At 66.0% G+C, this 25,700-nt stretch carries 20 protein-coding genes and 1 pseudogene; 15 read left to right on the forward strand and 6 right to left on the reverse strand.

Annotated features, from left to right (window positions below):
- Positions 1–48 precede the first annotated feature (48 nt).
- On the forward strand, positions 49–909 hold the full coding sequence (locus tag AC2T4A_RS20450; protein ID WP_486741638.1) for a DMT family transporter: 861 nt from the start codon (positions 49–51) through the stop codon (positions 907–909).
- Positions 910–1,453: 544 nt separating this feature from the next.
- On the opposite strand, the gene nahK is transcribed toward AC2T4A_RS20450, so the two are convergent.
- The 3 genes from nahK to AC2T4A_RS20465 form a co-directional block, all read right to left on the reverse strand.
- The gene (gene nahK / locus AC2T4A_RS20455) at positions 1,454–4,081 is read right to left on the reverse strand and encodes a hybrid sensor histidine kinase/response regulator NahK/ErcS' (RefSeq protein ID WP_486741639.1); all 2,628 of its coding nucleotides are present in this window, start codon (positions 4,079–4,081) and stop codon (positions 1,454–1,456) included.
- Positions 4,011–5,168, reverse strand: a complete 1,158-nt coding sequence (nosP, locus tag AC2T4A_RS20460; RefSeq protein WP_416750623.1) for a nitric oxide-sensing protein NosP — start codon at positions 5,166–5,168, stop codon at positions 4,011–4,013. The genes nahK and nosP overlap by 71 nt, the downstream gene beginning before the upstream one ends.
- Positions 5,169–5,278: 110 nt before the next feature.
- Positions 5,279–6,199, reverse strand: a complete 921-nt coding sequence (locus tag AC2T4A_RS20465) for a LysR family transcriptional regulator (RefSeq protein WP_413350833.1) — start codon at positions 6,197–6,199, stop codon at positions 5,279–5,281.
- Positions 6,200–6,522: 323 nt separating this feature from the next.
- Between AC2T4A_RS20465 and AC2T4A_RS20470 the strand changes: the two are divergent.
- The 11 genes and pseudogenes from AC2T4A_RS20470 to AC2T4A_RS20520 all read left to right on the forward strand — a co-directional run.
- Positions 6,523–8,890: pseudogene (locus AC2T4A_RS20470) on the forward strand (TonB-dependent receptor); the annotation flags it as partial.
- 55 nt (positions 8,891–8,945) lie between these two features.
- Entirely contained in the window at positions 8,946–9,851 is a 906-nt protein-coding gene (locus tag AC2T4A_RS20475) for a TauD/TfdA dioxygenase family protein (RefSeq protein ID WP_486741640.1), read from the forward strand.
- A gap of 202 nt (positions 9,852–10,053) precedes the next feature.
- Positions 10,054–10,941 carry a TauD/TfdA dioxygenase family protein gene (locus AC2T4A_RS20480; RefSeq protein WP_486741641.1) on the forward strand — a complete coding sequence of 296 codons (888 nt, stop codon included), beginning with the start codon at positions 10,054–10,056 and terminating at the stop codon, positions 10,939–10,941.
- A gap of 222 nt (positions 10,942–11,163) precedes the next feature.
- Entirely contained in the window at positions 11,164–11,913 is a 750-nt protein-coding gene (locus tag AC2T4A_RS20485) for a GntR family transcriptional regulator (protein ID WP_486741642.1), read from the forward strand.
- On the forward strand, positions 11,910–13,661 hold the full coding sequence (locus AC2T4A_RS20490) for a fumarate reductase/succinate dehydrogenase flavoprotein subunit (RefSeq protein WP_486741643.1): 1,752 nt from the start codon (positions 11,910–11,912) through the stop codon (positions 13,659–13,661). Before AC2T4A_RS20485 ends, AC2T4A_RS20490 begins: the two co-directional genes overlap by 4 nt.
- 254 nt (positions 13,662–13,915) lie before the next feature.
- Positions 13,916–14,161, forward strand: coding sequence for a 4Fe-4S dicluster domain-containing protein (locus tag AC2T4A_RS20495; protein WP_024767017.1), 246 nt, complete (start codon positions 13,916–13,918; stop codon positions 14,159–14,161).
- Between the two features lie 221 nt (positions 14,162–14,382).
- Positions 14,383–15,789: an ABC transporter substrate-binding protein gene (locus tag AC2T4A_RS20500; RefSeq protein WP_486741644.1), complete on the forward strand. Its 1,407-nt coding sequence runs from the start codon at positions 14,383–14,385 to the stop codon at positions 15,787–15,789.
- Positions 15,790–15,836: 47 nt separating this feature from the next.
- Entirely contained in the window at positions 15,837–16,625 is a 789-nt protein-coding gene (locus AC2T4A_RS20505; RefSeq protein WP_478378961.1) for an ABC transporter permease, read from the forward strand.
- Positions 16,622–17,470, forward strand: a complete 849-nt coding sequence (locus AC2T4A_RS20510; RefSeq protein WP_478378962.1) for an ABC transporter ATP-binding protein — start codon at positions 16,622–16,624, stop codon at positions 17,468–17,470. Before AC2T4A_RS20505 ends, AC2T4A_RS20510 begins: the two co-directional genes overlap by 4 nt.
- On the forward strand, positions 17,467–18,450 hold the full coding sequence (locus AC2T4A_RS20515; RefSeq protein WP_486741645.1) for a HEAT repeat domain-containing protein: 984 nt from the start codon (positions 17,467–17,469) through the stop codon (positions 18,448–18,450). The genes AC2T4A_RS20510 and AC2T4A_RS20515 overlap by 4 nt, the downstream gene beginning before the upstream one ends.
- Entirely contained in the window at positions 18,447–18,740 is a 294-nt protein-coding gene (locus tag AC2T4A_RS20520; protein ID WP_486741646.1) for a DUF971 domain-containing protein, read from the forward strand. The genes AC2T4A_RS20515 and AC2T4A_RS20520 overlap by 4 nt, the downstream gene beginning before the upstream one ends.
- Here the strand turns inward: AC2T4A_RS20520 and AC2T4A_RS20525 are convergent.
- Both AC2T4A_RS20525 and AC2T4A_RS20530 read right to left on the reverse strand, forming a co-directional pair.
- Positions 18,733–19,377, reverse strand: a complete 645-nt coding sequence (locus AC2T4A_RS20525) for an alpha/beta hydrolase (protein WP_486741647.1) — start codon at positions 19,375–19,377, stop codon at positions 18,733–18,735. The two genes, AC2T4A_RS20520 and AC2T4A_RS20525, sit on opposite strands and share 8 nt — an antisense overlap.
- A gap of 234 nt (positions 19,378–19,611) precedes the next feature.
- Positions 19,612–20,895, reverse strand: coding sequence for an OprD family porin (locus tag AC2T4A_RS20530; RefSeq protein ID WP_416750730.1), 1,284 nt, complete (start codon positions 20,893–20,895; stop codon positions 19,612–19,614).
- Between the two features lie 692 nt (positions 20,896–21,587).
- On the opposite strand from AC2T4A_RS20530, the gene AC2T4A_RS20535 reads away from it, so the two are divergent.
- The 3 genes from AC2T4A_RS20535 to AC2T4A_RS20545 all read left to right on the forward strand — a co-directional run bounded on the left by AC2T4A_RS20535 (position 21,588) and on the right by AC2T4A_RS20545 (position 24,765).
- Positions 21,588–22,067, forward strand: a complete 480-nt coding sequence (locus AC2T4A_RS20535; RefSeq protein ID WP_416750641.1) for a winged helix-turn-helix transcriptional regulator — start codon at positions 21,588–21,590, stop codon at positions 22,065–22,067.
- Positions 22,068–22,078: 11 nt separating this feature from the next.
- The gene (locus AC2T4A_RS20540; RefSeq protein ID WP_416750643.1) at positions 22,079–23,206 is read left to right on the forward strand and encodes an HlyD family secretion protein; all 1,128 of its coding nucleotides are present in this window, start codon (positions 22,079–22,081) and stop codon (positions 23,204–23,206) included.
- A gap of 71 nt (positions 23,207–23,277) precedes the next feature.
- Positions 23,278–24,765 (forward strand): DHA2 family efflux MFS transporter permease subunit, encoded by a 1,488-nt coding sequence (locus tag AC2T4A_RS20545; protein ID WP_478378970.1) that lies wholly within the window; start codon positions 23,278–23,280, stop codon positions 24,763–24,765.
- Here AC2T4A_RS20545 and AC2T4A_RS20550 read toward each other — a convergent pair.
- Complete coding sequence (locus AC2T4A_RS20550; RefSeq protein WP_486741648.1) at positions 24,759–25,661, reverse strand: LysR family transcriptional regulator; 903 nt, start codon at positions 25,659–25,661, stop codon at positions 24,759–24,761. The genes AC2T4A_RS20545 and AC2T4A_RS20550 overlap by 7 nt on opposite strands.
- Positions 25,662–25,700: the final 39 nt, after the last annotated feature.

Raw genomic sequence — 25,700 nt, forward strand, 5'->3', positions numbered from 1 at the left:
CCCGCTGATTCATAACGTGCCGTTGCGACCGCTACCGGGAACCACTCGATGCCTTCCACCCGCACCCTGAGCCTCACCGGCCTGGCGATGGTCGCCTTCGCCGGCAACTCCCTTCTCTGCCGCCTGGCCCTGAAGGCCACCAGTATCGACGCGGTGAGCTTTACCGGCATCCGCATCTTCTCGGGCGCGCTGATGCTCACCGTGTTGCTGAAACTGCGCCGCCGCGTCGCCAGCGAAGGCGGTAACTGGCGCGCGGCGGCGGCCCTGTTTGTCTATGCCGCGGCTTTCTCCTATGCCTACGTGCAACTGGACGCCGGCACCGGCGCACTGCTGTTGTTCGGCGCGGTGCAGGTGACCATGATCCTGGTCGGCCTGGTGCGCGGCGAAAGCCTGCGCGGGCAGGCGCTGCTGGGCTTCCTGCTGGCCCTGGGCGGCTTGCTCGCCCAACTGCTTCCCAGCGCCAGCGCTCCGCCACTGGCCGGCGCGCTGCTGATGCTGCTGTCCGGTGTGGCCTGGGGTTTGTACTCGCTGCTCGGGCGCAAGGGCAGCGATCCGCTGGCAATCAGCAGTGGCAACTTCGTCCGTGCTATTGCCTTTGCGGCCTTGCTGGCGGTGTTCTTCCACTCGGATCTGAGGGTGGACGCCCTGGGTGTGGTTTATGCCGTGCTATCCGGCGCGGTGGCGTCGGGAATCGGCTATGCGATCTGGTACAGCGCGCTGCCGGGACTGTCGGCGATCCAGGGCGCGTCAGTGCAATTGAGCGTGCCGATTCTGGCAGCCCTGTCCGGCGCCGTGCTGCTGGGCGAAGCCATCAGCCTGCGCCTGGCGCTGGTGTCTCTGGCGGTGCTGGGCGGGATCGCCCTGATCCTGCTGGCCAAGGTACGCGCGCCCGTCGCCCAGCGCGCCTGAAAGAGCGTTTTTCGTAGGAGCGAGCTTGCTCGCGAACGATGTTTCCGCGTTGGGCGGTTCGCGAGCAAGCTCGCTCCTACAATTCCTGCTCCCGCCAGCTATTGCCCTCAAGCTCGCCCAGAAGGAGGGAATTGGATGTAACCACCCCCCTCCGACACGATCTGTCCCCTCTGCCTGTGGGAGAGGGTTAGGGTGAGGGCAAGTTCAAACGACGGAGCCTCGTTGCAGGAGCGGACCTTGTCCGCGAATCCGGCCGGCTGAGACTGCTATCAAGGTACGCGCGCCCGTCGCCCAGCGCGCGTGAAAGAGCGCTTTTCGTAGGAGCGAGCTTGCTCGCGAACGATGTTTCCGCATTGGGCGGTTCGCGAGCAAGCTCGCTCCTACAATTCCTGCTCCCGCCAGCTATTGCCCTCAAGCTCGCCCAGAGGGAGGGAATCGGATGTAACCAAACCCCCTCCGGCACGATCTGTCCCTCTCCCTTTGGGAGAGGGTGAGGGCTGATCCGTGCACAGAACTCTCCTCCAGAATGGGACCAGCGCCCGACTCAGTGCGCACCATCGATCAGATGACACAGCGCCGTCTTCAGCTTCATCGGCCGCACCGGCTTGTGCATCAGCGTATGCCCCAGCTCACGGACCTGCTGCTTCAGCTCATTGCTGTAGTTGGCGGTAATCATCAGCGCCGGCAGCGGCGTGCCGCGCCGGGCGTTGATCGAGGCAACGGCATCGACTCCGTTCAGCCCATCGTCGAGGTGGTAATCGACGATCAGCAGATCCGACTCGGCGTGGAAGTTGTCCACCTGGCGCGCCAGGTCCTCTTCCGATAGCGCCGTCACCACCTGGCAGCCCCAGGTTTCCAGCAGCGTGCGCATGCCGGCGCAGATCGAGGCATCGTTATCCAGCACCCATACACGGGAACCGCGCAGGCGCTCCACCAGGTCGTCGGCGGTACGCTCAGGCTCCGGCGCGCTGCGAGCGACGCGGCGAGCCAGCGGGACTTCGATGGCGAAGCGCGAGCCCTTGCCCGGCACCGACTCCACCTGGATGCGATGGCCGAGCATGCGCGCGATCTTCTCGACGATGGCCAGGCCCAGCCCCAGCCCGCGATCCTGATGGAAGCGCTGCACATCGCCACGCTTGAACTCCTGGAATATCTCGCCAAGCTTGTCGGCGGCGATGCCCACGCCGGTGTCCCAGACCTCGATCCACAAGCTGTGCCGGCGTCGCCGGCAGCCCAATAGCACTCTGCCTGAAGGCGTATAGCGGATGGCGTTGGTCAGCAGGTTGCGCAGAATCCGCGCCAGTAGCTGGATATCGCTGCGCACCTGCGCGCCGCAGGGCACGAAGTCCAGCGCCAGACCTTCGCTGGCGGCCACCTGACTGTATTCAGCGGCAAGGTTGCCGAGCAGTTCGCTGACATCGAACGAGGCGATGTCCGGCTTGATCACCCCGGCATCCAGCTTGGAGATGTCCACCAGCGTGCCCAGCAATGTCTCCACATCCTCCAGCGACTGGCTGATATTGCGCACCAGCGCCTCGCCGCTGCGCTCCTGGAGCGCGCTGGTGAACAGTCGCGCAGCATTCAGCGGCTGCAGCAGGTCGTGGCTGACGGCGGCAAGGAACTTGGTCTTCGACAGGTTGGCCTGCTCCGCCTCGCGCTTGGCTTCGCGCAGGCGGCCCTCGACCTGGCTGCGCTCGTCGATCTCGCGCTTGAGCTGGTCGTTCAGGCTGGTCAGCTCGGCAGTGCGCTCACGTACCCGCTGCTCGAGGTTCTGGTAGGCCTGGTGCAGCGCCTCGGCAGTGCGGCGGCGCTCGGTGATATCGCGGATCAGCACGAACAGCCCGCTCACCGTACCGTCAGCCTGGCGGTTGGGCACGTAGGAGCGCTGCATGTAGCGCTCCTGCCCGGCAAGGTTGGTCTCGGCGATCTCGAAGGTCACGCTCTCGCCCGACAGCGCGCGCTCGAAGTACGGCTCCAGGCGCTGGCAGTGCTCGGCGCTGTGCACCTCGCGCAGGTTGCGCCCGAGCATCGAGCCGCTGGGCCAGCGGTACCACTCCTCGTAGACCTTGTTGGTGAAGTCGTAGTCGAGGTCCGCAGTCAGGTAGGCAATCAGCGCCGGCACCTGATCGGTGATCAGGCGGATCCAGCGCTCGCTTTCGCGCAGCGCCTCGGCATGCCGGTAGCGCTCGGTGATGTCGGTGAAGGTGTTGACGAAGCCGCCGGTGGGCAGCGCGTGGGTGCGGATTTCCAGCATGCGCCCGTCGAACAGGCGTTGCTCGATCACGCCCTCCGCCTCGCCCTTGCGCGGCCGGCTGCGCGGGGTCAGCAGCGGCAGTTCGCTGTCGGCCATGACCTCGGCGAAGGGCCGGTGTGCCTCGATCGGCGCCAACCCGCAAAGTTCCAGGAAGCGCCGGTTCCACAGCTCCAGCGCGCCATCGGCGCCAACCATGGCGACGCCCTGGGACAGGTTGTCCACGGCGCGCTGCAGCAGGTGCGACTTCTGCGCCACCGCCTGTTCGCGGCGGGCCATTTCATTCTGCTTGATCTCGGTGATGTCGCTGTAGAGCACGACCAGGCCGCCGTCGCGGGTCGGCCGCTCGGTAACGCGTACCCAGCGGTCATTACGCAGGCGATAGAGGGTGTGTTCGTCGTCGTTGCTGCGTTGTTCCTCGACGATCAGCCCGCTGCTCTGCGCCAGCCGGCGTACTTCGGCGAGCCGCGTTCCTGCACCGACACGGGCGCGGGTCTGCGCCCAGAACGCACGGAAGCGCTCGTTGTACAGGACGATGCGCTGCTGCGGATCGAACAGCACGAAGGCGTCGGAGATGCTCTCGATGGCATCCAGCAGGTGCTGGTGCGCGGTCTCGGCGCGCAGGCGCGCATCGCTGAGCAGTTGGTTGCTGGACTTCAGCTCGACCATCGCCTCGCTCAGCGCGTCGGTGCGTTCGCGCACCTGCTCGGCCAGCACCACCGAATGCTGGAAGGCGCCGTAGGCGTTGTCACCCCGCGAGGCAGCCGACTCGACGCGCTCGATCAGCGCCGCATTGATCCGCTGCAGCTTGTGATTGTCGCGCTGCAGCTCATCGATGCGCGCGAGCAGCTCAGCATCCGGCGTTGCCCCGAGGACGGCCAATGGCGACACCGGTGAAGGTCTGGTTGATATGCATGCCATTGAATTGTTCCCCGTAGGTGTTGAAGCCGATCACCTGCTGGCTGCGGAGAAACTCGGCGGTGGGTTCGGTATCGCCGGCCACCTCCAGCTCCAGGCGCCGCAGGAAGCAGTCGCAGCCAATGGTCAGCAGTGGCGGCCCGAGGCGTTCGTGCAGGCGCTGAAACTGCGCTTCGAGCCCCGGCAGCAACGGCCCGGTACTCATGGCGGTGAGGACGATGCCGTTCTCCACTGCGCAGTAGAAGGTCAGGCTGAGGTCGTCGTTGACCTGCTGGATGGAGCGTACGTAGTACTGGTCGCGCACCCGCACCGCCAACGGATGCGCCGGGAACAGCGAGAAGTCCAGTTGCTCCAGCGGCACCCCGACCAGCCGGGCGAACTCCAGCGCGGCCGGCTCGGCGTTGAGCTCCAGCACACGGCGGCTGTCGCTGTCGGCGCGGGTGACCACCAACTTCTCCTCGCTGGGCAGCACGTGGTGGGTGGTGAACACCTCGAAGTCCAGCCAGGTATTGAACAGCACCACCACCGCCGCGCCCGTGTGGAACTGGCCCTGGTAATAGACGTGGGTGTGGGTCAGGTGATTGTCGTCGCCGGCCGAGCCGCCGAAATGCGGGATGGCGCCCAGCGCAGCGCTTAGCGCGGCGAGCACCACCTCCTCGCGGCTGGAAAGCCCGTCGAGCAGGGTCAGGGCAAAACTGTGGTCCTTGATCGGCGCCAGCCCGGCGCTGCGGCAGTCCGCCACCAGCGATTCGACCATCTGTTGCGCGTCGATCAGGCTGAAGCGCTCCATCTCGTCCACCAACGCACAGGAGATGGCGAAGCTGCGCAGATCGAACCCGACGGCAGTCACACAGCCACGTCCATAGCCCTGCGGGGTGATCTCCCCTGCGGTGGTGCAGCCGGCCAGGTCGATGCCGCCGAAGTACTGCTCCAGCGCGGCGGCAAGCGCCGGCAGGTCGTATTCGGCAGAACAGAAGAACAGCACAAAGCCGAGGTTGGGGTGGATCAGCTGGCGCGCCAGGTCCTGGGCCACCGCCTCGACGTCGCGGGCACTGGACATGCCGCGAACGACTCCTTGTGTTTCGTGCATGGCGTACGCCCAGTCAGGATATCGACGAAGGCATTCTACGAAGCGGCCGGGACGGACCCCATGCTACTTGGGTCGCGGCGGGTCTATCCGAAAGTAGCGGAACGCCGCCGTCACGCCACCTCGCTTTCCACTCCCGCGTCCAGGTCCACGAGCAGCTCGATCATCGCCCGCGCCGCCGCCGAGAGACGGTCGCCGCTGCGAGTGACAATGCCGCAGCGGGCCTGGAGGATATCGACGTTCTGCGGCAGATTGCGGAAGTGCAGGCGCACCAGTTCCCCGCGCGCCATCGGCTCGCTCAACGCCTCTTCCACGGCGATGCCGATGGCGTCGGTCTGGCTGACGATGCGCACCAGCGAGGCCATGTCCTCACACTGCACGTTGGTGGTGATGTCGATCTTGCCGCTCAGGTTGGCGAGCATCTTCCGCGCGCTGGGCGGGATCAGGGTGGCCGCCAGCGGGTAGGCGAACATGTCGTTGGTCGAGAGGCTTTCCTTGGCCAGCAGCGGGTGCCCCTCGCGGCAGAAGAACAGGCCGCTGCGCGGCTTCAGCGCGCGAGTCTGGAAGTTCGGGTCGGCCTCGAAATGGCGGATGTCGGCGACGAAGAACTCGATCTCCTCGCGGCTCAGGCTACGCGCCAGGCGCTCCCAGTTGTCCACGCCGAACTGGATGTGGATGCGCGGGTAGCGCTGGACGAAACGTGACACGGCGTCGGACACCAGTTTCTGCGCAGGCGCCGGGCCGCTGCCGAAGCGCAGTTCGCCCGAGTCCAGCTTGTTCAGCCGGGCCACCGCGTGGCTCAGGTTGTTGGCGCCCTGCACCAGGCTCAGCGCGTGCTGCAGCACCACCTGGCCCTCGGGAGTCGGGCGCAGGTCCTTGCTGCCACGGTCCACCAGACGGCAACCCAGCTCCTGCTCCAGGCCCTGGATGCTGCGGCTGAACGCCGGCTGGGTGATGCCCATGGCATCGGCGGCGCGAACGAAGCTGCGGTGTTCGTTGAGGGCGATGAAGTAGCGGAGTTGGCGCAGATCCATGATGCATTTCCGGCATTGAAAATAGTGGGCAAAGGCATTTGCCGCTCGTTATGCGCTGGTTTTAAATGCAAGCTCTTATTCCGTCAACGAAGAATAAAACAAACATCTATTCTTTTATGAACTAAGAATATAGCTCAGACCAGGAGTCGCCCGATGCCAGCCTTGCACCTCCTTTCCTCGCGAATGTGCCTGTCCCGCTGTCGCTGACAGCCGAAGCCGCACCTACCCACACCAAAAACGTCGTTCGCCACTCCCGCGTGGCGCGGCTCCCTTTTGCCCGCGATTGGCGCGGACAGACAAGGACACAGCATGACTTCGAGACATTCGCCCTTCCCCTTCAAAGCGCGCCGGCTGCGGGCTCCGGACTACGCCGTGGTCCTGCTGCTGGCCCTGGGCGGCGCCCTGCCGGTGCTCGCCGAAGAAACCGAGGACGCCACCACCGGCGGTGAAACCAGCAAGCCCGTCAGCGCCGCGCCGGCCAAGGCCGACGCCACACTGGGCAAGGTCACCGTCACCGCCCGCCGCCGCGAGGAAGACTCGCAGAAGGTGCCCACGCCGATCACCGTGGTCGGCGGCGAAACGCTGGAAACCCAGCGCGTCTACAAAGTGCAGGACCTGCAGCAGATCCTGCCCAGCGTGAACGTCGCCTTTATCCACGCGCGGCAATCGAGCATCGCCGTGCGCGGCATCGGCAACAACCCGGCCAGCGACGGCCTGGAAGGCAGCGCCGGGGTCTACCTGGACAACGTCTACCTCGGCCGCCCGGGCATGGCGGTATTCGACCTGCTGGACATCGAGCAACTGGAACTGCTGCGCGGCCCGCAGGGCACCCTGTTCGGCAAGAACACCACGGCTGGCGTGCTGAACATCAGCACCCGCGCACCGACCTTCACGCCTGAGCGCAGCGTGGAAGTTTCCGGCGGCCAGGACGGCTACTTCCAGGGCAAGGGCACCGTCTCCGGCGCGCTGACCGACACCCTGGCCGGGCGCGTGTCCGCCTACCGCACCCGCGACGATGGCTATATCAAGAACATCCACGACGACAACACCCTCAACGGCGGCGAGCGCCAGGGCATCCGCGGGCAACTGCTGTTCAAGCCCAACGAGGACTTCGACCTGCGCTGGATCAACGACTACAACGAGGAAGACTCCAGCAACGGCAGCATGGTGGTGTACGGCGCCGCCGACCGCTTCTGGCAGCGTGCCGCCGCGGTGGGAGCCTCGCCCATTCGCGATCCGGACCGCCACAAGGTCAACATCAACAGCCGCCAGCACGTCAGCGTGCACCAGGGTGGCAGTTCGGTGGAGGCCAACTGGAACCTCAACGGCGGCTACAAGCTGACGTCCATCAGCGCCTACCGCTACTGGCACTTCACCCCGGCGAACGACGAGCAGCTCAACGTCTCGGCGATCAACAATACCGGCGTGGAGGTGCACGACCGCCAGTTCTCCCAGGAGATTCGCCTGGCCTCGCCCACCGGCGGCTTCTTCGACTACGTGCTGGGGGCCTATGCGTTCAACCAGAACCTGGGCAACAAGACCTTCACGGACTACGGCCCGCTGGCCGACCGCTACCTGCTCGGCACCAACCTGAATGCGCTGAACAACACCTACTCGAAAGCCAACGGCAAGATCGAGACCGACAGCTTCGCGCTGTTCGCCCAGGGCACCTGGCACCTCACCGACAAGCTGGACTTCACCGCCGGCCTGCGCGGTACCTACGAGGAGAAGGACGCCAAGGTCGAACGCTTCGACCCGGTGGGCGGCGCGCCGGTCACCGGCGTCGGCGCGGTGGTGCGGCGCAACCAGCTGGGCGCCTACGACTCGGGTGACCTCAGCCTGTACAGCTTCGCTCCCTCGGCGCTGCTGAGCCTGAGCTACCAGTTCACCGACGACCTGCTGGGCTATGCCTCGCTGTCCCACGGCGAGAAGTCCGGCGGCGTCAACCTCGCCGTGGCCAGTGCGCCGACGGCAGGCGCGGACTCCCTGCTGGTCGGCCCGGAACGCGCCAACGACGCCGAACTGGGGATCAAGACCACCCTGTTCGACAACCGCCTGCAACTCAACACCAACATTTTCTGGACCGGCATCCACGGTTACCAGGCGACCACGTTGTACCAGCCGCCGGGCTCGACCCAGCTGGTCTCGGTGCTCTCCAACGCCGGCAGCGTGCGCTCGCGCGGCCTGGAGTTCGAAGCCACCGCCCTGCCGATCCGCGGCCTGACACTGAACTTCAACGGCTCCTACAACGACGTTACCTACCTGTCGTTCAAGGACGCCCCGTGCCCGGCGGAAATCTCCACCCAGCCGGGCGCACCGGCCACCTGCGACCTCACCGGCGACAGGGTTGTCGGGGCCTCGAAGTGGATCGCCAACCTCAATGGCGAATACGCCTGGAACCTCGACGACGGCATCCGCCCCTACGTGACCGGCAGCTACTCCTACCGCTCCGAAGCCGAGGGCACGCTGGACAACTCCGACCTCTCGAAGATCGACGGCTACGGCCTGGCGAACTTCTCCGTCGGCCTGCGCAAGGACCTCGGCGACGGTCAGCTGGACGCTTCCGTCTGGCTGAAGAACGCCTTCGACAAGGACTACTACCTGGCCGCCTTCGCCAGCATCAACGGCTCCTACACCGCCTCGGTGGGGCAGCCACGCACCCTGGGCGCCTCGGTTCGATACGACTTCTGATCCCCATCCGCCGCGCCCGAGCGCGGCTCTATTGCCACAGCAAGAGGACGATGAGATGAGCAACGCAGCACACGCTATCAAGCAGAACGCAGTAAGCCTCGACATCCACCCGGTGGCCGGCCGCATCGGTGCCGAGATTCGCGGCGTGACCCTTTCCGGCAATCTCGATGGGGCCACCATCGACGCCATCCAGGCCGCACTGGTGAAGCACAAGGTGATCTTCTTCCGTGGCCAGACCCAGCTCGACGACCAGGGCCAGGAAGCCTTCGCCAAGCTGCTCGGTGAGCCGGTGGCACACCCCACCGTACCGGTACAGGAAGGTACCCATTACCTGCTGGAGCTCGACGGCGCCCAGGGCCGCCGCGCCAACTCCTGGCACACCGACGTGACCTTCGTCGACGCCTATCCCAAGGCCTCGATCCTGCGCAACGTGGTGGCACCGGAGTCTGGCGGCGATACCGTCTGGGCCAATACCGCCACCGCCTACGACGACCTGACGCCGGAGCTGAAGGCGCTGGCCGACTCGCTCTGGGCCGTGCACAGCAACGAATACGACTACGCCAGCGTGCGCCCGAACGTCGATCCGGCGCGCCTGGAGGAATACCGCAAGGTATTCACTTCCACCGTCTACGAGACCGAGCACCCGGTGGTGCGCGTGCACCCCATCAGCGGCGAGAAGACGCTGCTGCTGGGGCATTTCGTCAAGCGCCTGAAGGGCCTCTCGCAGCATGACTCGGCGCATCTCTTCGCCGTGCTGCAGGGCCATGTCACCCGCCTGGAGAACACCGTGCGCTGGCGTTGGCAGCCGGGCGACGTGGCCATCTGGGACAACCGCGCGACCCAGCACTATGCGGTGGACGACTACGGCACCCAGCCGCGCATCGTGCGCCGCGTGACGCTCCACGGCGAAGTGCCGGTAGGCATCGACGGACAGCGCAGCCGGACGATCAAGAAGGTTTGAAGGTCCTCTGCCGCTTAACCCTCTCCCCAGCCCTCTCCCTGAAGGGAGAGGGAGCATCCGATTGAAGCGTACTTCACGTGCAGTCCTGACACCTCTGGTGCAGGGCTGCCGCCTGGTTTTGCCTGGCACCGATCCTGTCCCCTCTCCCTTCAGGGAGAGGGTTAGGGAGAGGGCCGCCCATGCCTGAACGGAGCACTGAAACATGACCCAATCCGCCCTAAAACAAACCACCGCCGAACCCTTCGCCATCGTCCCCCTCGACGCCCCGCTGGGCGCCGAAGTACGTGGCCTCGACGCCCGCGAGCCACTGACGCCTGAACAGATCCTGGCGATCAAGCAGGCCCATCGCGAGCATCACATTCTGATATTCAAGGACCAGCAGCTCGACGATCAGCAATACCTGCGCTTCGCCACCCTGTTCGGTGCAGTGTTCCAGCCGCCGGCGGACGTGCCGGTGCTGTCTTCGGGCGCCGACGGCAAGGCCCCCGACATCGTCAAGGTGGCCAACACCGAGGACGGCGAGCTGGGCAACTTCGCCCTGCCGGCCCACGTCGACCACCAATGGACGCCGGTGCCCTCTTCCGGCTCCTTCCTCTATGCGCTGGAGGTGCCCAGGACTGGCGGCGAAACCCAGTTCACCAACCTCGCACGCGCTTACGAGACACTGGACGAGGCAACCCGCACCGAGATCGATCCTCTGCGCCTGATCAACTACAACCCGTTCATCCGCTTGAAGAACGGCGGCTACAACGGCACGTTCGTGCGCTATCGCACGCCCGAGATCGAGCCCATCCAGGGCACCGAGCACCCGCTGGTGCGGACCCACCCGGAGAACGGCAAGCGTGTGCTGTTCCTCTCGGTGCACACCGAGGTGGAGATCCCCGGCGCCGATCCGCAACACGGCGCTGCGCTGGTGGAAAAACTGCGTGAGCACCTGCAGAAGCCCGATCTGATCTACAGCCACAAATGGTCGGTCGGCGACATCGTCTGGTGGGACAACCAGGCCGTGCTGCACGGTCGCAACGCTTTCCCGGCCAGCGAGAAGCGCCGCTTGAAGCGCATCAGCCTGTCCGGTAGCCGGCCGTTCTGAGGCATTCGCAAGCGCACTGGTCGCCTTGTAGGAGCGAGCTTGCTCGCGAACCGCTTCATGCCGGGATGCCCGGATGCCCCGTTCGCGAGCAAGCTCGCTCCTACAAAAAACCTGAGATACCCCTGCTGACGGCGCTTTCTATGCTTATGCGAAATCGTTTCTTGTCCTGAATCAATTATTCCTTTTATAGTTTCGGTAACTCGTCATAACAAGTTATGAACTATGGCCGAACTACTCCCCCTCTCGCCCGTTCCTCTCTACAGCCAGCTCAAGGAAATCCTGCGCACGCGCATCCTCGACGGCACCTACCCACCGCTCAGCCGCATGCCGTCCGAGGCTGAGCTGGGCAAGGCCTTCGACGTCAGCCGCATCACCGTGCGCCAGGCGCTCGGCGACCTGCAGAAGGAAGGGCTGATCTTCAAAATCCATGGTAAGGGCACCTTCGTCGCCAAGCCCAAGGCCTTCCAGAACGTCAGCACGCTGCAGGGCCTGGGCGAATCCATGACCCAGCGCGGCTACGAGGTGATCAACCGCCTGCGCAGCTTCAAGACCGTGCCGGCCAACACCCAGGTCGCCGCGCGCCTGCAGTTGGCCGAAGGCGAAAACGTGGTGCAGATCAAGCGCGCCCGCCTGGTCAATCGTGAGCTGGTATCGCTGGAGATAACCTGGCTGCCCGAGCACGTCGGCAAGCGTCTGGAAAAGGCCGATCTGGTCAGCCGCGACATCTTCCTGATCCTGGAGAACGACTGCGCCCTGCCCCTGGGCCACGCCGATCTCGCCATCGACGCCATCCTCGCCGACGCCGAGCTGGCCCGTGCGCTGGAGGTGCAGGAAGGCTCGCCGGTGATGCGCATCGAGCGCCTGACCCATACCGCCGACGGCGCGCCGCTGGACTACGAACACCTCTACTACCGCGGCGACGCCTTCCAGTACCGCCTGCGCATCGACCGCCACAAGGGACAGCAGCAATGAGCCAGTTCGACCTTTCCCAGATTCCCGAGGACAAGGAGCTCGCCTACGACATCGTGGTGATCGGCGGTGGCACCGCCGGCCCGATGGCCGCGATCAAGGCCAAGGAAGCCAACCGTGATCTGCGCGTGCTGCTGGTGGACAAGGCCAACGTCAAGCGCAGCGGCGCCATCAGCATGGGCATGGACGGGCTGAACAACGCCATCATTCCCGGCCACGCCACGCCCGAGCAGTACACCAAGGAGATCACCGTCGCCAACGACGGCATCGTCAACCAGGCAGCGGTCTACGCCTACGCCACCCACAGTTTCGAAACCCTGCAGCAGCTGGACCGCTGGGGCGTGAAGTTCGAGAAGGACGAAGTCGGCGACTACGCGGTGAAGAAGGTGCACCACATGGGTGCCTACGTGCTGCCCATGCCCGAGGGCCATGACATCAAGAAGGTGCTGTATCGCCAGCTCAAGCGCGCACGCATCGAGATCACCAATCGCCTGGTGGTCACGCGCCTGCTCACCGACGCCAACGGCGCGGTCAACGGCCTGCTCGGTTTCGACTGCCGCACCGCGCAGTTCCAGGTGATCCGCGCCAAGGCAGTGGTCCTCGCCTGTGGCGCCGCCGGCCGCCTGGGCCTGCCCTCGTCCGGCTACCTGATGGGCACCTACGAGAACCCCACCAATGCCGGCGACGGCTATGCCATGGCTTACCACGCGGGGGCGGAACTCTCGAACCTGGAGTGTTTCCAGATCAACCCGCTGATCAAGGACTACAACGGCCCGGCCTGCGCCTACGTCACCGGCCCGCTGGGTGGCTACACCGCGAACAGCAAGGGCGAGCGCTTCATCGAGTGCGACTACTGGAGCGGCCAGATGATGTGGGAGTTCCACCAGGAGCTCGAAGGCGGCAACGGCCCGGTGTTCCTCAAGCTGGACCACCTGGCCGAGGAAACCATCCAGACCATCGAGGACATCCTCCACAGCAACGAGCGCCCCAGCCGCGGCCAGTTCCACGCCAACCGCGGCACCGACTATCGCCAGCAGATGGTGGAGATGCACATCTCCGAGATCGGTTTCTGCTCCGGCCACTCGGCTTCGGGCGTGTGGGTCAACGAGAAGGCCGAAACCAGCGTGAAAGGACTGTACTCGGCCGGCGACATGGCGGCCGTGCCGCACAACTACATGCTCGGCGCCTTCACCTACGGCTGGTTCGCCGGCGCCAATGCCGCGCAGTACGTGGCCGGCCGCGAGTTCAGCGAAGTCGATAGTGCCCAGGTGGAGCGCGAGCGTGAACGCGTCTTCGCGCCTTTGAAGCGCGAACACGGCCTGCCGCCAGCACAGGTCGAGTACAAGCTGCGGCGCATGGTCAACGACTACCTGCAGCCGCCCAAGGTGACCAAGAAGATGGAGATCGGCCTGCAGCGCTTCGCCGAGATCGCCCGCGACCTCGACCAGCTCAAGGCCAACAACCCCCACGAGCTGATGCGCGCCATGGAAGTCAGCGTGATCCGCGACTGCGCCGAGATGGCCGCCCGCGCATCGCTGTTCCGCACCGAAAGCCGCTGGGGCCTGTACCACCACCGCGTGGACTACCCGCTGCGCAACGATACCGACTGGTTCTGTCATGCGCACCTGAAGAAGGGCGACGACGGCGAGATGACCAGCTTCAAGAAGCCCATCGAGCCCTATGTGATCGCGCTGGATGAGGACGAGCAACAGGCTTACGAGAAGCTGCGGGTGAAGAGCGAGGCGGCTTGAGGCGTTTCGGCTGATCGAAGAGCGCCTCTCCCCCCGCCCTCTCCCGCACGCGGTAGAGGGAGCTCGATCGGCGCCAGCAATGAACACGGAGCCAGCCGACGAACACAGAAACATCCACGACTCCGAACGGCCCCCTCTCCCTTCAGGGAGAGGGCTGGGGAGAGGGGCTCGAGCCGCCGCGCCGAACCCTCGACCTGAACAACCAGCCCGCCGCCACGACGGCCGGCAAAGCAACACGATGAGGACCGCGTGCCATGGCCTACCAACCCCAGGAAATCTTCTTCCGCTCCAGCGCCCCGGTGACGGTGGACGAGGACAAGTGCATCGCCGACAAGGGCTGCACCGTCTGCGTCGAGGTCTGCCCGATGGACCTGCTGGCGATCAACCCCGCCACCCAGAAGGCCTACATGGCCTTCGACGAATGCTGGTACTGCATGCCCTGCGAGAAGGACTGCCCGACCGGCGCGGTGCGCGTGGAGATTCCGTACCTCCTGCGTTGAACCAGCAGCCGCTCTTGCTCTTGTAGGAGCGAGCTTGCTCGCGAATCAGAGCCAGCAGAGGGGCTGTTCGCGAGCAAGCTCGCTCCTACGAAAAGCCCGAACAACCCATAAGAAACGCCATCCGGCCCCACCGCCGGACGCCTGATGCACCGCCCCTCGTTTCCCACCGCAAGGCCTGCGGCGGAGACGATTCCAACACTCACGATTCGAGGGGAACACCCATGACCTTGCGCACCACCCTGGCCGGCCTCGCGCTCGCCATTGCCAGTATCACCGCCCACGGCGAGACCATCCGCGTCGCCATCGGCACCCAGGACACCACCATCAACTGCGCCGCCGGCGGCCTGTTGATCCGCGAACTCGGCCTGCTCGACAAGTACCTGCCGCACGACGGCAAGTACCAGGACGCGCAGTACGACGTGCAGTGGAAGAACTTCACCAGCGGCGCACCGCTGACCAACGAGATGGTCGCCGGCAAGCTCGACTTCGGCGCCATGGCCGACTTCCCCGGCTCGCTCAACGGCGTCGCCCATGAAGCCGCCGGCAAGCGCAGCCTGTTCATCAGCGTGCTCTCGGGCAGCATCGAGGGCAGCGGCAACGGCATAGTCGTGCCCGCCTCCTCCAAGGTGCAGTCGCTGGCCGAACTCAAGGGCCAGACCATCTCGGTACCCTTCGCCTCCACCGCCCACGGCCTGCTGCTGCGGGCCATCGCCGCGCAGGGCTGGGACCCGGAGAAAGACGTCACCATCATCGCGCAGCCGCCGGAGGTCGCCGGTTCTGCGCTGCAAGCCAACAAGATCGCCGCCCACGCCGACTTCGTGCCCTTCGCCGAGCTGTTCGAAAGCCGTGGCATCGCCCGCAAAATCTACGACGGCTCGCAAGCCAAGGCGCCGACCTTCCACGGCGCGCTGGTGGAAGCCGATTACGCGCAGCAGTACCCGGAAATCGTCGAGGCCTACCTGCGCGCGACCTATGAGGCCAACCAACTGCTGGCCAAGGAGCCGGAGAAATACAGCGAGCTGATCGAAAAGGTCGCCGGCATCCCCGCCGAGGTGAACTACCTGTTCCACGGCCCGCTCGGCCTGCAGACGCGCGACCTGACCTGGAAGCCGGAATACCGCCAGGCCGTGGCCACCGCCATCGACACCTTGAAGCTGCTGAAAAAGGCCGACCGCGGGCTGAACGTCGAGCAGTTCGTCGACGACCGCTATATCCGCGCGGCCTTCAAGGCGTCCGGCGCCGACTACGACGTTGCGCTGAAGAACTACGCGCAGCAGCCGCTGCTGGGTAACGATGTGCTCACCAACAAGCCGATCAGCGATACCCGCAAGGTTGCGCAGATCTGGGTCCGCGGCGAGCCGAAGGTGCGCAGCTACGCGACCGCCAGGGAAGCCCTCGGCCAGCTCGCCGAGCTCAAGCAACAGGGCAAGGACATCCGCGCGGTATACGCCCAGGCCAGCGACAGCGGCATCAAGCTGCTGGCCAGCCAGGCATGGTTCGTTCGTGGCAAGGACGGTGCCCTGGACGCCTTCCTGCTGCGCGAACAGGCCGACGCCTTCGCCCACCAGCACGGTGGTGATGTTGCCGACTTCGCCGCTGCCAGCCAGCAGGCCGTGGCCAGTCGCTGAGGTGAAACCCCGGTGCCGCGCGCGCCGGGGTTCGACGGAGATCGATGATGAACACCACCACCCTCACCCGCTGGAGCCTGCGCCTGGCCTCGCTGCTGGCCTGCCTCGCGCTCTGGCAGGTGCTTAGCGCGCGCCACGTGAACCTCGGTCTGGTCACCTTCGCCAACGTGCCCGGCCCGCGTGACGTACTCGACGCCGCCTGGAACCTCGCGCAATCGAGCAAGCTCGGTCGTCACCTGGGTAGCAGCCTGCTGCGCGTGCTGGCCGGCTACCTGCTGGCGGCCTTTGCCGGCATCCTCCTCGGGCTGCTCATCGGTCGCGGTCGCTGGGCCCGCGACAGCCTGCTGCCGCCGCTGGAAGTGCTGCGACCGATTCCGGCGGTGGCGTGGATTCCGCTGGCGATCCTGATGTTCCCCAGCTCCGAGCTGTCGATGATCTTCATCACCTTCACCGGCGCGCTGTTCCCCATCCTGCTCAACACCATTCACGGCGTGGAAGCGGTGGACCCACGCCTGCTCGCCTCCGCCCGCAGCCTCGGCGCCGGCCGCCTGGCGTTGCTGCGCGAAGTGGTGCTGCCCGGCGCCGCGCCGAGCATAGTCACCGGCCTGGCGATCGGCATGGGCACCTCGTGGTTCTGCCTGGTCACCGCCGAGATGATCTCCGGGCAATGGGGCATCGGCTACTACACCTGGGAGTCCTACACCTTGCAGAACTATCCCGACATCGTTGTCGGCATGCTGCTGATCGGCGTCCTCGGCATGGCCAGCAGCCTGCTGGTGCGCCAGCTCGGCGCCCTGGCCACGCCCTGGCAGCGCCAGGCGGGAGGCAAGCCATGACCCTGCCCGCCAGCGCGCCGGGGCGCGTGCGAGTCGATGGCCTGTCGATCCACCTGGGTAGCGGCCGCGACGCCTTCGAAGCCGTGCAGTCCCTGAGTTTCTCCATCGAGCCGGGCGAATTCGTCTGCGTGCTCGGCCCGTCCGGCTGCGGCAAGTCCACCCTGCTTGGCGCACTGGCCGGGCATCTGGCGCCCAGCGCTGGCAAGCTGGAGGTGGACGGCAGCTCTGTCGCCGGCCCATCGCCGGAACGCGGCATGGTCTTCCAGCACCACACCCTGCTGCCCTGGCGGCGGGTGCGCGACAACGTCGCCTTCGGCCTGAAGATGCGCGGCGTGCCCCGCGCAGAGCGCCATCGCCAGGCCGACGAGATGCTCCAGCTGGTGGGCCTGAGCGGCTTCGCCGAGCGCTGGCCAGCGCAGCTCTCCGGCGGCATGCAGCAACGCGTGGAAATCGCCCGGGTGCTGATCAACCAGCCGCGCCTGCTGCTGATGGACGAACCCTTCGGCGCCCTCGATGCGCAGACACGGATGATGATGCAGGAACTGCTGCTGGAGATCTGGACGCGCCTGCGCACCAGCGTGCTGTTCATCACCCACGACATCGACGAGGCGCTGTTCCTCGCCGACCGCATCCTGGTCATGAGCCCGCGCCCCGGACGCATCCTCGAAGACATCCGCCTCGACTTCCCGCGCCCGCGCCACGCCGACCTGCTCACCACGCCTGAATTCTCCCGGCTCAAGCGCCACTGCCTGGAACTGCTGCGCCACGAAGACGGCCGCCAGCTGCCGCGCCTGACGCCCCTGGGCCTGCCCACTCCTCAACGGATACCGCGATTCGCCATATGACTGACTTCAACCGCTCTTACCACATCAGCACCGACAACCCCGACATCCTCGACCTGCAACCGCGCCTGCAGGATGCCGACGCCGGGGTGCGCCGCATCGCCCTGATCGAACTGGCCGACCTGGAAGATCCCGATGGCCTGCCCTGGCTCGCCGCGGCCCTGACCGGTGACGAAGCCGCCAACGTCCGCGCCGAAGCCGCACGCCTGCTGGAAGCCTGGGAAGAACCCGAGGTGGTGGACGCCCTCTGCCAGGCCCTGGCCGACAGCGACGACGACGTTCGCGCAGCCGCCGCCCAGAGCCTGAGCGAGCTGAAGACCGCCGAAGCTGGGGTGCACCTGCTTCCCTGGGCAACTCACGCCGATATCTTCGTGCGCCGTAGCGCCTTGCGGGCCCTGCGCGAGCTGCGCCTGGAAGAGGCTGCCGAGCCTGCGCTCAACGCACTGGTAGACACCGACGCCGGCGTACGCCGCGAAGCCGTGGGCATCCTCGGCTGGCTCAAGCGCAGCGACGCCCTGCCGCACCTGGCGCGCCTGACCCGCGACGACCCGGACGCCGAAGTCCGCCGCGCCGCCGCCGGCGCGCTCGGCCTGGCCATCGACGCCAGCGTGCTGCCGGCCCTGCAGGCCGCCCTGGCCGATTCCGCCTGGCAGGTCCGCGAGGAAGCGGCCGGCACTCTCGGCAAGCTCGCCCTGCCCGAAGCCGGCGAGGCGCTGGTGCAGGCGCTGGAGGACGACTTCTGGCAGGTGCGCCTGCGTGCCGCCCGCTCGCTGGGCAAGCTGCGCTATCTGCCGGCGCTGGAAGGCCTGAAGGTCGTGCTCAGCCACAGCATCAGCAACCTGCGCAAGGAGGCGGCGCTGGCACTGGGTGAGCTCGGTAATGGCGACGCCATCGAAGCCCTGCGCAATGCCGAGCACGACGGCGACCCGGAAGTCCGCAAGGCCGTGCGCATCGCCCTCGCTCAACTCGGGCAGAACACATGAACACGCCGGTCGCGCTGCATCGCTCCAGCACAGAGGGTCAGCTGCGCATCCGCTGGGACGACGGCGTCGAGCAGTACATCGCCTTCGCCCGCCTGCGCGGCGCCTGCCCTTGCTCGCAGTGCCGGGCCGCGCGTCTTCAGGGACGTATCGACCTGGTCGCGGCCGGAGTCGCCCTGCAGGAACTCAACCTGCAGGGCTATGGCGTGCAACTGGTGTTCGACGATGGCCACGACCGCGGCATCTACCCCTGGTCGTATCTGCGTGAATTAGGGCGGCAGGCGCTCAGTTGATCGCGCGGGACAGGTGCTCCAGCACGCGTTCCACGGCACGCTCCAGGCAACCCTTGAAGAAGTGGTCGGCGCCGGCGTAAAGCAGCACTTCGCGCTGCTGCGGGCGCGCCCAATCCAGCAGATTGGCCAGCGGCGCCATCTCGTCCGCCTCGCCATGCAGCAGCAGGCACTCGGCCGGCACCGCTTGCGCTTGGTAATCGCGGCCGCCGGGAACCGTGCCCACCGGCAAGCCCATCAGCACCAGTGCATCTGCCGGCGGTGACAACTCGCTGGCCACACGGGCGAACACATAGGCGCCGAAGGAAAAGCCCACCAGCGCCAACGGCAGGCCGGGATACTCGTTACGCAGGTGCGCGATCACCGCCAGCATGTCCTGCGCCTCGCCGATGCCTTCGGCGTACTCGCCCTCGCTGCCATCCACGCCACGGAAGCTCGGCCGCACGGTCAGCCAGCCGGCACTGCACAGCTTGCGCGACAGGGTCAGCGGCACGCGGTGCTTCGGGCTGCCGCCGAGCAGCGGCTGCGGATGACTGATCAGGGCGATGCCCTTGGGCGGCACGCCTGGCCGGTCGATCAGCAATTGCAGCTTGCCCACCGGGCCATCGATCAGTTGCGTGCGGCGCTCTTCTTCGGACATCGACTCTTCTCGCGGGACGGGGACGGAACGCCGATTGTAGCGCCCCGTCCGCACTAGAGATTCGCAGAAGACCGCCCTGCAAACCGGGAATATCTGCGCGTGACGTCGAATCCTGTAGGAGCGAGCTTGCTCGCGAACCGCTTGACGCCGGAGCGGCCGGGCAATCCATTCGCGAGCAAGCTCGCTCCTACGAAGAGCCCCCAGGGCAGCACCCAGCCAGGTGCTGCGTTGGCGTTAGAGGATGGACAACGGGTAGTCGACGATCAGGCGGAACTCGTTGACGTCACCCTCGACCTGGTCGGCATTGCCACGGTGGATCGCCTCGCGCAGACGGAAGGACAGGTCCTTCGCCGGCCCGGACTGCACCACGTACTTGGCTTCCAGGTTGGTTTCATGGTGCTTGCCGTCCTCACCGTAGCCATAGCCGCGGTACTGGCTGTCGGCAGCCATTTTCGTTCCGTCGATGCCGTGACCATTGACGTAGCGGGCCATGAAGCTCAGGCCGGGAATGCCATAGGTCGCCATCGCCAGGTCATAGCGCAGTTGCCAGGACTTCTCTTCCGGGCCGTTGAAGTCCGAGTACTGGATGGAGTTGGCGAGGAAGATCGAGTCGCCGGTGTCGCCGGGGCCGTTGACGCCGAACGCCACGTAGTCGAATGGCGTGTCGCCGTGGACCTTCTGGTAGGCCAGCGTCAGGGTGTGGGCGGTGAGGAAGGTGTACGCGGCGGCGGCGGACCAGGTGGTGTTGCTGATCTCGCCGGCCTTGGCGCTTCCGTCGTCGTTGGTGCGGTAAATGTTGAAGTCGAAGTTCAGCGACTGGTCGTCCGCCAGCGGCAGCGTGTAGTTGGCGTTGCCGTAGTACTGGCGCCACACGTCCTCGAGCTTGGAGGCATAGAGCGAGAAGTTCAGTGTGTCGTTCACCGCGTACTTGCCGCCCACGTAGTCGATGCTGCTGGCCTCGACGTTGGCGTAGGAGGCCCAGATGCCATGATCGCCATTGGTGGTCACCGGGCCATTGCCGCCGGTGAAGTGGCCGCCGTCCAGGTCCAGCCCCTCGATCTCGCTGCTGAGCACATTGAAGCCGGTGGCCGTCTGCGGGAACAGGCGGGTGCCGCCGGCGGCGAACACCGGAGCGGTGGGCTGCAGATCGCCCCAGCGCAGCTCGGTTTTGGAGACGCGCAGCTTCACGGCGCCCCCGGCCCGGCCGTATTCGCTTTCCGGCGAATCATCGTCACGCACTGGCAGGTTGCCGGTGCCGGAGGTGCCGGCGCCGCCATCCAGGCGAATCCCCCAGTTGCCGAAGGCTTCCACGCCGAAACCGACGGTGCCCTGGGTGAAGCCGGAGCTGTAGTTCAGCGTGAAGCCCTGGGTCCAGTCCTTGCGGTCACGGTCTCCGGACTTGCGGTCGCTGTTGTAGTAGTAGTTGCGCAGCAGCAGCGAAGCGGTGCTGCCTTCGATGAAGCCGGTGGCTTCGGATTGATCGGAAACGACGGCGGCGTGCGCTAGTTGGAACGGCATACCGATGATCGATGCACTGACACAGGCACCGAGCCATGAGAGTCGGAACGTGGACATCTGCTACCCCTTTGTTGGTCTTGTCTTGGCAGGTCTATCGTTTGTAATGCGAATAAATTTCTTATGTTTCCCCGCCACTGACGGAGCCCGCGAAGAAATAACAATCCGCCGCTTTGCCCTCCAACCAGCCTTGTCGATAGTTGATATCGAGACGAATGATTCAGCATTTGCCGCTATGGCCATTAAGCTTGCGCCCCGATGAAGAACATGAGTCCCGGATGCCCGCTCCAGAGCGTCCGGAGGATTGCTCCACTTCATCATCCTTTGGTTTGGCCGCCTCCCCAGGCGGCCTTTTTTTTGCGCGCGCAAATGTTGTGGGACAAACGTTCCAGACCACTTCCAGATAATTTACCTCCCCACTTCCCAGTTCATGGAAAGTTATTGCCACGACAACTTTTCCCGAACTTGCCCAGCAACTTTCGCAGGATCGGGCAACCCCTGCCGGCTTTGGAAAATCTCCCCGCCACGCCGTTTATCCCCTCCGCGTTTTCCCTCTCGACGAGTCACTTGCGCAAAGCAAGCGACCGCATTAGATTACAACCATAATCTTTTAGGTCGCCCTTGCCTGTTGCTCCTTCAGGCGCGTGGCAAGGCGGCCTCATTAGATGATGATGTTAATCCAAAGAGGGGCGACCATGCGCAGATCCACCTTCGAACACTTGCCCTGCCCCGTGGCTCAGGCGCTGGACCTGATCGGCGACAGCTGGAACGTGCTGATCCTGCGCGAAGCCTTTTACGGCTCCACCCGCTTCGACCAGTTCCTCGCACGATTGGGCATCGCCAGCAACGTGCTCACCCGCCGTCTGCGCGCGCTGGTGGAAAGCGGCCTGCTGCAGCGCAGCCAGTACAACGACCACCCGCCGCGCTACGAATATCTGCTTACCGAGCGTGGCCGTGACCTGCGCCCGGTGCTGCTGACCCTGCTGCAGTGGGGCAAGCGCCACGCCGCCATGGCCAGTGCCGCTGAGCTGGTGGACACCCGTAGCGGCCGCGCGGTGCGCATCGCGCTGGTGGACGCCGACAGCGGCGAAGCCATCGGCCCACACCACCAGATCCACCGTCGCGAGGGCGACCACCTCGTCCCCGTCCACATGCCCCAAGTCGATCACGCCTGAGCGAGGCCGCCATGAACCAGTCCGTCACCCTCCCCGCCACGCCAGCCGTCGACACGGCCAAACCGAAATCGCGCAAGGGCCTCAAGCTGGCCGTCGCCGCTACAGCCATCCTCGGCGCCGGCGCCTACGCCGGGCACTGGTGGCTCGACGGGCGCTTCCTGGAAAAGACCGACGACGCCTACGTCGGCGGAGACGTGACGGTGATCAGCCCGCGCGTAGCCGGCTATATCGCCGAGCTGAAGGTGAGCGACAACCAACTGGTACGCGCCGGCGACCTGCTGGCGCGCATCGACGACCGCGACTACCGCGCTGCGCTGGCCAAGGCCGAAGGCGCGGTGCACGCCGAAGAAGCGGCGCTGACCAACGTCGATGCCCAGGCTTCGTTGCAGGATGCGCTGATACGCCAGAGCCAGGCAGAGATCGACGCCACGGCCGCCGAGGAAGTACGCACCCGCGATGACCAGCACCGCTACGCCACGCTGGTGCGCACCAATGCCGTGTCGGTGGAGGCCGCGCAACGTGCCGACGCCAGCTTCAAATCCGCCCGCGCCAACAGTGACAAGGCCCGCGCCAGCCTGCTGGCCGCGCGCCGCCAGCTCGATGTGATCCAGAGCCAGCGTCAGCAGGCCGAGGCCGCGCTGGAGCAGGCCGTGGCCGCCCGCGACCTGGCGCGCCTTGACCTGAGCTACACCGAGCTGCGCGCCCCGGTGGACGGCTATATCGGCAATCGCCGCGCCCGCGTCGGCAGCTATGTGGCCGCCGGCACCCAGCTGCTGGCCGTGGTCCCCGCACAAGGCCTGTGGGTGGACGCCAACTTCAAGGAGGATCAACTGGCGCGCATGCAGCCTGGCCAGGCCGTGACCATCGAGGCCGACATCCTCCCCGGCAAGGTCTTCCACGGCCACCTGGACAGCCTGGCACCGGCCACCGGCGCGCAATTCAGCATCCTCCCGCCGGAGAACGCCACCGGCAACTTCACCAAGATCGTCCAGCGCGTACCGGTGCGCGTGCACCTGGACGACGCCGACGGTCGTCTCGGCAACCTTCGCCCCGGCCTTTCCGTGCTGGTGGAGGTGGACACTCGTGCCCATGACCACGGCGACGCCGATCAACGTGTCGCTCAGAGCAGCCGGCCGTGAGCTTCTGGAGCAGCGAGGTGGTGGCGGTGGAGAGCCTCTCCACCGGCCGCAAGGTCATCTCCTTCGCCTGCATGTGCCTGGGGATGTTCATCGCCCTGCTGGACATCCAGATCGTCTCCGCCTCGCTGCGCGACATCGGCGGCGGGCTGTCCGCCGGCGCAGATGAACTGGCGTGGGTGCAGACCAGCTACCTGATCGCCGAGATCATCGTCATCCCGCTTTCCGGCTGGCTGTCCAAGGTCATGTCCACGCGCTGGCTGTTCGCCGCCTCGGCGCTGGGCTTCACCCTCACCAGCCTGCTCTGCGCGATGGCCTGGAACATCCAGAGCATGATTGCCTTTCGTGCGCTGCAGGGCTTCCTCGGCGGTTCGATGATTCCCATGGTGTTCACCACCGGCTTCCTCTACTTCGACGGCAAGCAACGGGTGATCGTCGCCGCCACCATCGGCGCCATTGCCTCCCTGGCACCGACGCTCGGGCCGGTGGTCGGCGGCTGGATCACCGACATCTCCTCCTGGCCCTGGCTGTTCTACATCAATCTGGTGCCGGGGCTGTTCGTCGCCATCGTGGTGCCGATCATGGTGCGCATCGACAAGCCCGACCTGTCGCTGCTCAAGGGCGCGGACTACCCGGCCATCCTCCTGATGGCGCTGTTCCTCGGCTGCCTGGAATACACCATGGAAGAAGGCCCGCGCTGGAACTGGTTCAGTGACGACACCATCGTCGCCACTGCATGGATTTCCGGCCTGTGCGGCGTCGCCTTCATCTACCGCAGCCTGACCGCCACGCACCCCATCGTCGACCTGCGCGCACTGAAGGAGCGTAACTTCGCCCTCGGCTGCCTGTTCAGCTTCGTCACCGGCATCGGCATCTTCGCCACCATCTACCTGACCCCGCTGTTTCTTGGCCGCGTGCGGGGCTACGGCGCGCTGGACATTGGCCTGGCGATTTTCTCCACCGGCATCTTCCAGATCATGAGCATCCCGCTCTATGCCGCCCTCGCCCGTCGCGTCGACCTGCGCTGGATCCTGCTGCTGGGCATGGTGATGTTCACCCTGTCGATGTATGAGTTCGCCCCGCTGACCCACGACTGGGGCGCCGCGCAGCTGATGTTCCCGCAGGCCCTGCGCGGCATGGCCCAGCAGTTCTGTGTGGCACCCACGGTGACGCTCGCCCTCGGCTCATTGCCGCCGGATCGCCTGAAGCTGGCCTCCGGGCTGTTCAACCTGATGCGCAATCTGGGCGGCGCCATCGGCATCGCCGCCTGCGCCACGGTACTCAACGACCGCGCCAACCTGCACTTTCTGCGCCTGGCGGAGCACCTGAACAGCAGCAACGAAGCGCTCAACCAGTGGCTCGCACCGTCCATGGCCTTCAACGGCGAGCCGAGCCAGCAGGCGCTCAAGCACCTGTGGGACCTGACCTGGCGCGAGGCCCAGACGCTGACCTTTGCCGACGCCTTCCTGCTGGTGGGCGCTTGCTTTGCGGTGACGCTGCTGCTGGTGCCGCTGATGCGCAAGATCGCTCCGCCCACGCAGCCCAGTGCGGACGCTCACTGAGCCGCGAGGATTTCCTCGAGGAACGCAACGAACACGCGGATGCGGCTGGAGTCGCGCAGGCTCGGCGGGTACAGCGCGTTGATGCTGCTCACCGTGCTGCCGGGGTAGGTCTTGTAGTCCGGCAGCAGCCGCATCAGCCGGCCACTGCGCACGTCCTCGGCGACCAGCCAGTCGGATAGCAATGCGATACCGCCGCCGGCCAGGGCAGTTTCCCGGAGAACGTCGGCATTGTTGCTCTGCAACCGCCCCTGCACATTCAAAGCCCAGGTTTCCTCGCCGTCACTGCAGGACCAGGTCGCGTGCGGGCCGCCGTAGTCGAAGCGCAGGCACGAATGCTCCATGAGTTCCAGCGGATGCTGAGGCGTGCCCGCAACCCGCAGGTAATCGGGGCTCGCCACCAGCCAGCGATCGAACTGGCCGATGGGCCGGCTGATGATGTCATCGCTGATCAGCGTCGCTCCCAGGCGCACGGACAGGTCAATCTGCTGTTTGGGGAGGTCGACGAGCTGGTCGTTCAGCGACAGGCTGATCTCCAGTTCCGGGCACCGCGCCAGCAGGCGCCCCAGGTGCGGGGCGATAACACGCCGGCCGAACTCCACCGGTACGCTCACCCGCAGCCGCCCTTTCGCCTCGCTGCCGCGATCACTGACCAGGCCGTCGGCCTCCACCAGCGCCTCGATGATTGCCACGGCCTTGTCATAGTAGGCCTGCCCGGCCGGGGTCGGGCTGCTGTGACGGGTCGTGCGATTGAGCAGCGTGGCACCCAGTTCCGCTTCCAGCGCCGCCACCTGTCGAGTCACCGAGGATGTCGCCACACCCAGCTTGCGGGCCGCGGCCGAGTAGCCGCCGCAACGGACGGTCTCGACGAACATCGACAGGGCCTGCAGTTTGTCCATGGCGGGACTCCGGGAGCGGGAAATCCCGGAGTTTACCCA

Source organism: Pseudomonas sp. PVC-3-1 (assembly GCF_057444315.1).

Excerpts from the sequence above, each read along its gene's own strand:
- AC2T4A_RS20535 (WP_416750641.1), top strand. The coding sequence starts at position 21,588 with ATGCGCAGATCCACCTTCGAACACTTGCCCTGCCCCGTGGCTCAGGCG.
- AC2T4A_RS20475 (WP_486741640.1), top strand. The coding sequence starts at position 8,946 with ATGAGCAACGCAGCACACGCTATCAAGCAGAACGCAGTAAGCCTCGAC.
- AC2T4A_RS20480 (WP_486741641.1), top strand. The coding sequence starts at position 10,054 with ATGACCCAATCCGCCCTAAAACAAACCACCGCCGAACCCTTCGCCATC.
- AC2T4A_RS20490 (WP_486741643.1), top strand. The coding sequence starts at position 11,910 with ATGAGCCAGTTCGACCTTTCCCAGATTCCCGAGGACAAGGAGCTCGCC.
- AC2T4A_RS20530 (WP_416750730.1), bottom strand. The coding sequence starts at position 20,895 with ATGCCGTTCCAACTAGCGCACGCCGCCGTCGTTTCCGATCAATCCGAA.
- AC2T4A_RS20540 (WP_416750643.1), top strand. The coding sequence starts at position 22,079 with ATGAACCAGTCCGTCACCCTCCCCGCCACGCCAGCCGTCGACACGGCC.
- AC2T4A_RS20485 (WP_486741642.1), top strand. The coding sequence starts at position 11,164 with ATGGCCGAACTACTCCCCCTCTCGCCCGTTCCTCTCTACAGCCAGCTC.
- nahK (WP_486741639.1), bottom strand. The coding sequence starts at position 4,081 with ATGGCATGCATATCAACCAGACCTTCACCGGTGTCGCCATTGGCCGTC.
- AC2T4A_RS20550 (WP_486741648.1), bottom strand. The coding sequence starts at position 25,661 with ATGGACAAACTGCAGGCCCTGTCGATGTTCGTCGAGACCGTCCGTTGC.
- AC2T4A_RS20510 (WP_478378962.1), top strand. The coding sequence starts at position 16,622 with ATGACCCTGCCCGCCAGCGCGCCGGGGCGCGTGCGAGTCGATGGCCTG.
- AC2T4A_RS20450 (WP_486741638.1), top strand. The coding sequence starts at position 49 with ATGCCTTCCACCCGCACCCTGAGCCTCACCGGCCTGGCGATGGTCGCC.
- AC2T4A_RS20465 (WP_413350833.1), bottom strand. The coding sequence starts at position 6,199 with ATGGATCTGCGCCAACTCCGCTACTTCATCGCCCTCAACGAACACCGC.
- AC2T4A_RS20525 (WP_486741647.1), bottom strand. The coding sequence starts at position 19,377 with ATGTCCGAAGAAGAGCGCCGCACGCAACTGATCGATGGCCCGGTGGGC.
- AC2T4A_RS20520 (WP_486741646.1), top strand. The coding sequence starts at position 18,447 with ATGAACACGCCGGTCGCGCTGCATCGCTCCAGCACAGAGGGTCAGCTG.
- AC2T4A_RS20505 (WP_478378961.1), top strand. The coding sequence starts at position 15,837 with ATGAACACCACCACCCTCACCCGCTGGAGCCTGCGCCTGGCCTCGCTG.
- nosP (WP_416750623.1), bottom strand. The coding sequence starts at position 5,168 with ATGCACGAAACACAAGGAGTCGTTCGCGGCATGTCCAGTGCCCGCGAC.
- AC2T4A_RS20515 (WP_486741645.1), top strand. The coding sequence starts at position 17,467 with ATGACTGACTTCAACCGCTCTTACCACATCAGCACCGACAACCCCGAC.
- AC2T4A_RS20495 (WP_024767017.1), top strand. The coding sequence starts at position 13,916 with ATGGCCTACCAACCCCAGGAAATCTTCTTCCGCTCCAGCGCCCCGGTG.
- AC2T4A_RS20500 (WP_486741644.1), top strand. The coding sequence starts at position 14,383 with ATGACCTTGCGCACCACCCTGGCCGGCCTCGCGCTCGCCATTGCCAGT.
- AC2T4A_RS20545 (WP_478378970.1), top strand. The coding sequence starts at position 23,278 with ATGTGCCTGGGGATGTTCATCGCCCTGCTGGACATCCAGATCGTCTCC.